The following is a 9,033-nucleotide window of genomic DNA, read 5'->3' on the forward strand; positions in this document are numbered from 1 at the left end:
GATGGCTCCGAAACCAGTTGCACTGATTATTCTTGACGGCTTTGGACTTCGCGACGACGTTACCGGCAATGCGGTTGCGCAGGCGAAAAAACCAAACTATGACCGCTACTGGTCGACTTACCCGCATACAACCCTTACTGCTTCCGGCGAAGCAGTAGGTCTGCCGGACGGCCAAATGGGCAACTCCGAGGTTGGTCACCTGAACATCGGCGCAGGCCGCATCGTGTATCAGGATCTGACCCGCATCTCGAAGTCGATCCGCGACGGCGAATTTTTCGATAACGAGACGCTTCTTGGGGCCGTTCGCCACGCGAAAGCAAACGGCAAGAAGCTTCATTTGTACGGCTTGTTGTCCGATGGCGGCGTACACAGCCATATTGCTCACCTGTTCGCTCTGCTGGAACTGGCTAAGAAAGAGGAGCTGAACGAAGTATTCGTTCATGCCTTCCTCGACGGCCGCGACGTCGCTCCAGACAGCGCGAAAGGTTACCTGGAACAGCTGCAAGCGAAGATTGAAGAAGTGGGCGTAGGCCGGATCGCTACCGTTCAAGGCCGCTATTACGCAATGGACCGCGACAAGCGTTGGGAGCGTACGGAGAAGTCTTACCGCGCAATGGTTTACGGCGAAGGTCCTAAGTACACGGATCCAATCAAGGCTGTCGTTGAGTCCTACGAAAAATCCGTTTATGATGAATTCGTTATGCCAACGGTTATCGTAGGCGAGAATGATGAGCCGGTAGGCCTGGTTGAATCGGAAGATTCCATCGTCTTCTTCAACTTCCGTCCTGACCGTGCCATCCAGCTTGGCCAAGTGTTTACCAATGCGGATTTCCGCGGTTTCGACCGTGGCGAGAAATGCCCTAAAAACCTGTACTTTGTTTGCCTGACGCTGTTCAGTGAATCCATTGACGGTTATGTGGCCTACTCTCCTAAGAATTTGGATAATACCCTTGGCGAAGTGCTTGTTCAAAACAACAAGAAACAGCTCCGTATTGCGGAGACTGAGAAGTATCCGCATGTAACGTTCTTCTTCAGCGGCGGCCGCGACGTCGAACTTCCGGGTGAGACTCGCGTACTGATCAATTCGCCTAAAGTTGCAACTTATGACTTGCAGCCTGAGATGAGCGCTTATGAAGTTGCTGCAGCCGCAGTAAGAGAGATCGAAGCTGACAAGCATGATGCCATCATCTTGAACTTTGCTAACCCTGACATGGTTGGTCACTCCGGCATGCTGGAACCAACTATCAAAGCGGTAGAAGCAACAGATGAGTGTCTTGGCCAAGTGGTTGAAGCTGTCCTTGCAAAAGGCGGCGTAGCCATTATCACGGCTGACCACGGCAACGCGGATATGGTATTCGACGAGAACGGCCGTCCGTTCACGGCGCATACGACGAATCCGGTTCCTTGCATCGTTACAGTCGCTGGCGGAGAGCTTCGCGAAGGCGGCATCTTGGCTGACCTGGCTCCAACGGTTCTTGACCTGCTCGAACTGGCTAAGCCAGCCGAAATGACAGGTACAACATTGATTCAGAAGTAAGTTTCGAGGTAGAATCAATACAGCTTGTTTTCCATGCTTCAACCCTATAAATAACTTAAATGAAGGAGTGTTACTCAAATGTCTATCATCGTTGACGTTTACGCACGCGAAGTGCTGGATTCCCGCGGGAATCCGACTGTAGAAGTAGAAGTATCCCTGGAATCCGGCGGCAAGGGCCGCGCAATCGTACCATCCGGCGCTTCCACTGGCGCTTACGAAGCCGTTGAGCTTCGCGACGGCGACAAAGGCCGCTACCTGGGCAAAGGCGTTGAAAAAGCGGTTGAGAACGTAAACGCGATTATCGCGCCTGAAATCATCGGTCTGGACGCACTTGATCAAGTCGCTATCGACCGCAAAATGATCGAGCTCGACGGTACGCCTAACAAGGCTAAACTCGGCGCTAACGCAATCCTGGCTGTTTCGATGGCGGTTGCACGCGCTGCGGCAGACGCTCTTAACGTGCCTCTGTACACTTACCTGGGCGGCTTCAACGCAAAAACGCTGCCGGTTCCAATGATGAACATCATCAACGGCGGCGAGCATGCCGACAACAACGTTGACGTTCAAGAATTCATGGTTCTGCCGGTTGGCGCTCCAACCTTCAAAGAAGCTCTTCGCATCGGCGCTGAAATCTTCCACAACCTGAAATCGGTTCTGAAAGACAAAGGCCTTAACACTGCGGTTGGCGACGAAGGCGGCTTCGCTCCTAACCTTGGTTCCAACGAAGAAGCAATCACGACCATCATCTCCGCGATCGAGCGTGCTGGCTACAAACCAGGCGTTGACGTATTCCTCGGCATGGACGTAGCTTCCACTGAGTTCTACAAAGACGGCAAATACCACCTCGAAGGCGAAGGCAAATCCTTCACTTCCGCTGAATTCGTTGACCTGCTTGCTTCGTGGGTTGAGAAGTACCCAATCATCACAATCGAAGACGGCTGCTCCGAAGACGACTGGGAAGGCTGGAAATTGCTCACTGACAAACTGGGCGGCAAAGTACAGCTGGTTGGCGACGACCTGTTCGTTACAAATACGGAGCGTCTGTCCGACGGTATCGAAAAAGGCGTGGGCAACTCCATTCTCGTTAAAGTTAACCAAATCGGCTCGCTTACCGAAACCTTCGACGCGATCGAAATGGCAAAACGCGCTGGTTACACAGCGGTTATCTCCCACCGTTCCGGCGAAAGCGAAGACAGCACAATCGCTGACATCGCGGTTGCTACAAACGCTGGCCAAATCAAAACCGGCGCTCCGTCCCGTACGGACCGCGTAGCGAAATACAATCAATTGCTCCGTATTGAAGATGAGCTGGGTTCGGTTGCTCAATACGCAGGCAAATCGGCATTCTACAACCTGAAAAACTTCAAATAGGTTTTTCGGTGATATAAGAAGGGCATCCCGGTGAGGGGATGCCCTTTTTTACGTCCGAATGAATGGTTTACGCATCCTTCGAATAGTCCTGATCTTTTTCTCATATATAGGAAAACGCGCCGGAATTTGAAACTATTGAATTACTTGTCCGCCTATGATAAAATCAATTTATGTGTTTTACGGAGCTCCTATGCTGGAGGTGGATCAAATGGAAATCTTTTGGAAGATTTTGCTCGTTATTTTCGCAGTTGGATTGATCGCAGTCGTATTGCTTCAAAAAGGGAAAAGCGCTGGTTTGTCCGGTGCGATCACTGGCGGTGCTGAGCATTTGTTCGGCAAGCAGAAAGCTCGCGGTCTGGACTTGTTCCTTCAGCGTTTGACGGTAGGGCTGGCAAGCGGATTCTTTATCCTGGCCCTTGTTGTAGCATACGTTGTAAAAGTTTAATTGATGAAATGTACTCAGAAACGGAGGGGGACCTCCGTTTTTTTGTTTTTTCAGGGCATTAGCGGATGCTTAAGGATGATTTCGTGTATACTAAACGATATATGGTAATCTATCAACCGGTAGCTGGATGGCGGTAGGGAAAGCCTCCGGTGTATGAGGTGACAAGGAAAATTATGATGCAAGAGCAGGAACTGCTTGATTTTATGCGGGAAACGGCTTATAAGCCGATGACTTATCAGGAGCTGGAACAACATTTCGGCATCAACGACGCGGCGGAATTCAAAGAATTCCTGAAGCTGCTTAACCAGCTCGAGGAAGAGGGCAAAGTCATTCGGACGCGCAATGAACGCTACGGCGTTCCGGAGCGAATGAACCTGCTGAGAGGAAAAATTCAGGCGCATGCGAAGGGTTTCGCATTTTTGCTGCCTGACGAGAAAGACCATCCTGACGTTTACATACATGCAAACGATCAGAAGAGCGCGATGAACGGCGATATCGCGCTGGTGCGCATTACTTCGCAAAGCGAAGGCGGAGGCCGGATGGAAGGCGAAGTCGTCCGCATTGTGCAGCGTGCCGTTACTCAGGTGGTGGGCACGTTCGAAAGCCATGAGGCATTTGGCTTTGTTGTTCCGGATGATAAACGGATTAACCGGGATATTTTTATTCCGAAGGGTGAATTCCAGGGAGCGGTAACCGGTCAGAAGGTGGTCGTAAAGATTACTTCCTATCCGGAAGGACGGTCTGCGGCGCAAGGCGAAATTATCGAAATTCTCGGTCATAAGAACGATCCGGGCATCGACATTTTGTCCATTATCCGCAAGCATCAGCTTCCCGAGGGCTTCTCGGATGAAGTGATGGCCGAAGCCGAAGCGGCTCCGGACTCCATTACCGAAGAAGAGATCGTTGAACAAGGCCGCCGCGATCTCCGCGGAGAAGTGATTGTGACGATTGACGGCGAAGACGCAAAGGATCTTGATGACGCCGTCCATGTAAAGCGGCTTGAGAACGGCAATTATCTGCTTGGCGTTCATATTGCCGATGTCGGCTATTACGTGAAGGAACGTTCGGCGCTTGACCAGGAAGCTTTCCGCCGCGGCTGCAGCGTCTATCTGGTAGACCGGGTTATTCCGATGCTGCCGCACCGTTTGTCGAACGGGATCTGCTCGCTGAATCCTCAGGTGGACCGCCTGACGCTTTCCTGCGAAATGGAGTTTGACTCCAAGCTGAAGCGCGTACGCCACGATATTTTTACAAGCGTGATTAAGACGAAGGAACGCATGACGTATACGAATGTGCGCAAGATCTTAACGGCCACCGAAGAGGAGCCGGAGACCGAGCTGAAGGAACGCTATGCGGACCTGCTGGACATGTTCACGCTGATGGAAGAGCTTGCGATGAAGCTGCGGAAGAAACGGATGAAGCGCGGCGCGATCGACTTTGATTTCCAGGAATCGAAGGTTATCGTGGACGAGGAAGGCAAGGCGGTTGATATCGTGAAGCGCGAACGCTCCGTCGCCGAGCAGATCATCGAGGAATTCATGCTGGCGGCGAACGAAACGGTTGCCGAGCATTTCCACTGGCTCCGCGTGCCGTTCTTGTACCGGATCCATGAGGATCCGGATCAGGAGAAGCTGCTCCACTTCATGCAGTTCGCCTCGAACTTTGGTTACGTCGTGAAAGGCAAAGGCAATTCGGTTCATCCGCGCGCCTTGCAGACGCTGCTTGAAGAGATCCACGGCACGAAGGAAGAAACGGTTATTTCCACCGTAATGCTGCGCTCCATGAAACAGGCGAAGTACGATGCGGAGAGCCTAGGCCACTTTGGGCTTGCGGCGGAGTTCTATTCGCACTTCACGTCGCCGATCCGGCGTTATCCGGACCTTGTGATTCACCGGATTATTCGCGAGGTGCTCGAGAACGGCGGAGCCTTGCCGGACATGCGCAACGAAGCGCTGGCCGCGCGCATGCCTGACATTGCCCAGCATTCATCCGAACGCGAACGCGTGGCGGTGGATGCGGAACGGGATACGGATAAGCTCAAAAAATGCGAATTCATGCTGGATAAGGTCGGCGAGGAATTCGATGGCATCATCAGCAGCGTGACAAGCTTCGGCATGTTTGTCGAATTGGACAATACGGTGGAAGGCCTTATCCGGCTGAGCGGTCTGACGGATGATTATTACCACTTCCATGAGCTTCATATGGTGCTGATCGGCGAGCGCACCTCGAAGGTATACCGCATTGGCGATGAAGTGAAAATCCGCGTGGCGCAGGTGAACATGGACGATTACACCATCGACTTCGAGATGGTGGACATGAAGCCGCGCAGCGATTTCCGGGGCGTCGCGGACGCCGGCTTTGGGGCTGGCCGCGGCGGCGGGCGCAAGCGCGGCGGCTTCAGCCGCGGCGGGGACGCGGGCGCCGTAGTTGGACGCGGCGGGAAAGAAGGTCGCGGCGGGAAAGAAGGCCGCGGCGATCGGAATGAACGCGGCCCGGGCAAGAGCGGCCGCGACGGCGCTAAGCGCGCCGAGAATAGCGGCGCGCAAGGGAACGCGAAGCGGAAGCGCGGAGGCGCTGACCGCGGAGCGGCCGAGGGCGCGAGCCGCGCGGCCGAAGGCGCGGCGGAGCGCTCGCCGTGGCAAGAGCCGGCGAAGCCGCTCGAGCAAGGGCGGCAGGTGCGCGGAGCAAGGCCGCGCACGGATATGTGGGGGCTGCCGATTAGCGGCAGCCGCGGCAGAGACGCCGATACGGGCGAAGATCCGGATCAAGGCTCAGTCTTTGAAGGCGGCCGCGGCAGGCGCGGCGGCCGGGGCAACCGAAGCGGAGGCGGCGCAGGCCAGCGCGGCGATGCAAAATCCTCGCAAGGCACAAATTCTTCGCGCGGAGTGAATAATTCCGGCGAAGAAGGGAAAAACAAGAAGAAGAAACGAAATAGCGGAGGCAACTCCACCGCGGCTTTCGTTCGCAAAAAACGTAAATAAATATTTAACATGACAGATGTACTATTACTTGAAATAACGGCGCTGCCAGATGTAGCGCAAGCTGCAGGGAAGCAGCGCCGTTTTCTGTGGATAAGCTGGGAAAATATATTTAAGCTTGTCGCTTGCATTTTGATTTTGGGTATAGTACACTCAAAACAATTGATGATATGAACCTGAATTCACATATTGAAAAGGGTATCATTGTAGACGTCATGACACCTTATTCAATGTGTGAATTTTTTGTTTCGATACGAAATAGGCGCATATTAATTTATTTTTTTGGAGGTAAGACACATGCAACAAGGTACAGTTAAATGGTTCAACGCTGAGAAAGGTTTCGGCTTCATCGAAGTTGAAGGCGGCAATGACGTATTCGTACACTTCTCCGCTATCGTTGGCGAAGGCTTCAAAACTCTTGAAGAAGGCCAACGCGTTGAGTTCAACGTTGTTCAAGGCAACCGCGGACCACAAGCTGAGAACGTTGTTAAGCTGTAATAGCTTAATTTAACGAACGGAAACCGCCCTTAACGGGGCGGTTTCTTTATTTTGAAAGCGATGTATTTTCGCGGACGGGATCCCTTGCGAAACGCGCTTAATGTTTGTTACAATGAATTCCTAATAACGCTTTTCCATGCTGGAATGCGTAAACGAAAATGAGGTGAACCGCTGTGGGTGCTAAGAAAAATGACGGCAAACAGCTCGCTCAAAATAAAAAGGCTTCCCATGATTACTTCATTGAAGATACGTATGAAGCGGGAATCGTGCTGATGGGCACGGAGATCAAGGCTCTTCGCATGGGGAAGGCGAATATTGGCGATGCGTTTGCGACGATCCGGAATGGCGAGATGTTTATTCATAACATGCACATCAGTCCTTTTGAACAGGGCAACCGCCATAACCCGACAGATCCGACGCGCGCTCGGAAGCTGCTGCTTCACAAGCAGCAAATTCATAAGCTACTCGGCCAGTCCAAGCAGGAAGGCTATTCGATTGTGCCGCTGAAGATTTATGTCCGCAACGGCTACGCGAAACTGCTGATTGGTCTTGGTAAAGGCAAGAAGCAATACGATAAGCGCGATACGGCCGCGAAGCGGGATGCACAAAGGGATATCCAGCGTGCGCTGCGCGAGAAGCAGAAGGTCGCAAGATAATTGGCATTTGCTTCAGCTGCTGGTCCGTGTTCCAGTTTTCCGCCATCATTGGCAGTAAGAATCCCAGCACTAGCGATGAAGTTCGTGTTATACTAAAGTAGCGCTAAGGGATACGAAGCGCTGCTGCAAATAAAGAGTCTAAGTATTACTTGCTTGTAATGAATTAGCGCAGAAGCGCTATACCTCATTCCGGGCGTTCTTTCTTAAAGCTAATCGGTTGAAAAGACCGTTTATGCGATATCGGGGGCGTTTATGGATTCGACGGGGATAGTACGAGCATGGGTTGCGGGTAGCAGGGAGTCGTCTGCTTCATCAACGCTAAAGCCTATTAAATGGCAAACAACAACAAACTTACGCTTTCGCAGCTTAATAACCTGTGAGCGTGCTCCTACCTAGCATCGCCCATGTGACTAGACTAGGGGCTAACAAGTAGTGGGATACGCCGTTCGGTCTCCGCCTGGGGTCGACGGAAGAAGATAATCAGGCTGACCCAACGCGTAGTCGGTTACGGGACGACGCTCGGGTGACATCAATACTGTAACTACACCCGTAGAAGCCTGTGTGGCGTTGTCTTCGGACAGGGGTTCAAATCCCCTCGCCTCCACCATCATGAACCGCATCCGCATGAGGATGTGGTTTTTGCTTTATAACGGGCACGAAGAAGCTCCTTTCCTGTTGGAAGGGAGCTTTTTCGCTTTTGGTTAGACGCATGTAAAGGATTGAATGGATTGAAGGCTGAGGCCGGTATACATCCAGAACCTTCCGTTCCACTGAAACCCCGCAACCGATGTGCGTCCTAAGAATACGGGGAAGAACCAGAATTGGTTTCCATTCCTTAGCCAGATGTACGTATTTCGGAACATGCAACGCGAAATCGCGCCAGGGTCAACGGCAAACGGCTGAACCGCAGGCTGTTGAGGAATGAATCCTGGCGGAGGTGAGCTAGGTGCCATCGGCTGGCCTGGTTGCCCCGGCGGTCCTCCCGGCGGTCCCGGAGGCCCTGACGGCCCCGGCTGACCAGGGAATCCTGGGGGACCAAAAGGCGGAAAAAATGACATGAGGTTTGTCACTCCTTTATATGATGGGCTAAAACATTGTATGTAGGAGCGGAGATAAGGGAATGGGCGTAACCGATATTCTTTTAAAAAGCAGCTGCTGTGGCGATGTAGGTTTTAAACGACCGCTGATTCCCTTTTGCGGTTCAACCGGTTTTATCTCTGTTAATTAGGTCGGCCGATATTACGCAGAGGATGTGAGAAACAGGGCAACAATACGCCTTAAGGACAGTCCTTCCTTGGGACTGATTTCGCGGCGTGAAAATTTTTTTAAAATTATGCTTGCCAAATGCTTTTTATCTATGGTATATTCTAATTCCGGCCGAGAGAGACAAGATGTTCGGACCGAAAAGCTGAATATCATCGAGCAAATAGATGAAAAATAAGCTTGACACAAAAAACGATAACGTGATATGATATACCGCGTTGTTGAAAAAATTGTTCTTTGAAAACTGAACAACGAGCGAAACTGCCCCGTTAGAAATAACGGAAA

At 52.0% G+C, this 9,033-nt stretch carries 7 protein-coding genes and 1 other RNA gene; 7 read left to right on the plus strand and 1 reads right to left on the minus strand.

The window, feature by feature from the left end:
• Position 1: 1 nt before the first annotated feature.
• The 7 genes from gpmI (at position 2) to ssrA (ending at position 8,092) form a co-directional block, all read left to right on the plus strand.
• Positions 2-1,537 carry a 2,3-bisphosphoglycerate-independent phosphoglycerate mutase gene (gene gpmI, locus FHT67_RS29325; RefSeq protein ID WP_132313376.1) on the plus strand — a complete coding sequence of 512 codons (1,536 nt, stop codon included), beginning with the start codon at positions 2-4 and terminating at the stop codon, positions 1,535-1,537.
• A 78-nt stretch (positions 1,538-1,615) separates the two neighbouring features.
• A complete protein-coding gene (gene eno / locus FHT67_RS29330; protein WP_132313374.1) occupies positions 1,616-2,908 on the plus strand; it encodes a phosphopyruvate hydratase in 1,293 nt (430 codons plus the stop codon).
• A 208-nt stretch (positions 2,909-3,116) separates the two neighbouring features.
• A complete protein-coding gene (secG, locus tag FHT67_RS29335; protein WP_041613242.1) occupies positions 3,117-3,353 on the plus strand; it encodes a preprotein translocase subunit SecG in 237 nt (78 codons plus the stop codon).
• 173 nt (positions 3,354-3,526) lie between these two features.
• Entirely contained in the window at positions 3,527-6,334 is a 2,808-nt protein-coding gene (gene rnr, locus FHT67_RS29340) for a ribonuclease R (RefSeq protein WP_167202107.1), read from the plus strand.
• Between the two features lie 294 nt (positions 6,335-6,628).
• Positions 6,629-6,829 (plus strand): cold-shock protein, encoded by a 201-nt coding sequence (locus FHT67_RS29345; protein WP_012772186.1) that lies wholly within the window; start codon positions 6,629-6,631, stop codon positions 6,827-6,829.
• Between the two features lie 173 nt (positions 6,830-7,002).
• On the plus strand, positions 7,003-7,485 hold the full coding sequence (gene smpB, locus FHT67_RS29350; protein ID WP_167202108.1) for an SsrA-binding protein SmpB: 483 nt from the start codon (positions 7,003-7,005) through the stop codon (positions 7,483-7,485).
• Between the two features lie 242 nt (positions 7,486-7,727).
• Positions 7,728-8,092, plus strand: a transfer-messenger RNA (tmRNA) gene (gene ssrA / locus FHT67_RS29355).
• A gap of 94 nt (positions 8,093-8,186) precedes the next feature.
• Here ssrA and FHT67_RS30265 read toward each other — a convergent pair.
• Positions 8,187-8,543 (minus strand): hypothetical protein, encoded by a 357-nt coding sequence (locus FHT67_RS30265; protein ID WP_243867555.1) that lies wholly within the window; start codon positions 8,541-8,543, stop codon positions 8,187-8,189.
• Between the last annotated feature and the right edge of the window lie 490 nt (positions 8,544-9,033).

The sequence above is a fragment of the Paenibacillus sp. BK720 genome, assembly GCF_011761545.1.
Lineage (GTDB): Bacteria > Bacillota > Bacilli > Paenibacillales > Paenibacillaceae > Pristimantibacillus.

Coding starts and splice junctions, on each gene's coding strand:
- secG (WP_041613242.1), top strand. CDS start 3,117: ATGGAAATCTTTTGGAAGATTTTGCTCGTTATTTTCGCAGTTGGATTG.
- eno (WP_132313374.1), top strand. CDS start 1,616: ATGTCTATCATCGTTGACGTTTACGCACGCGAAGTGCTGGATTCCCGC.
- gpmI (WP_132313376.1), top strand. CDS start 2: ATGGCTCCGAAACCAGTTGCACTGATTATTCTTGACGGCTTTGGACTT.
- rnr (WP_167202107.1), top strand. CDS start 3,527: ATGATGCAAGAGCAGGAACTGCTTGATTTTATGCGGGAAACGGCTTAT.
- FHT67_RS29345 (WP_012772186.1), top strand. CDS start 6,629: ATGCAACAAGGTACAGTTAAATGGTTCAACGCTGAGAAAGGTTTCGGC.
- FHT67_RS30265 (WP_243867555.1), bottom strand. CDS start 8,543: ATGTCATTTTTTCCGCCTTTTGGTCCCCCAGGATTCCCTGGTCAGCCG.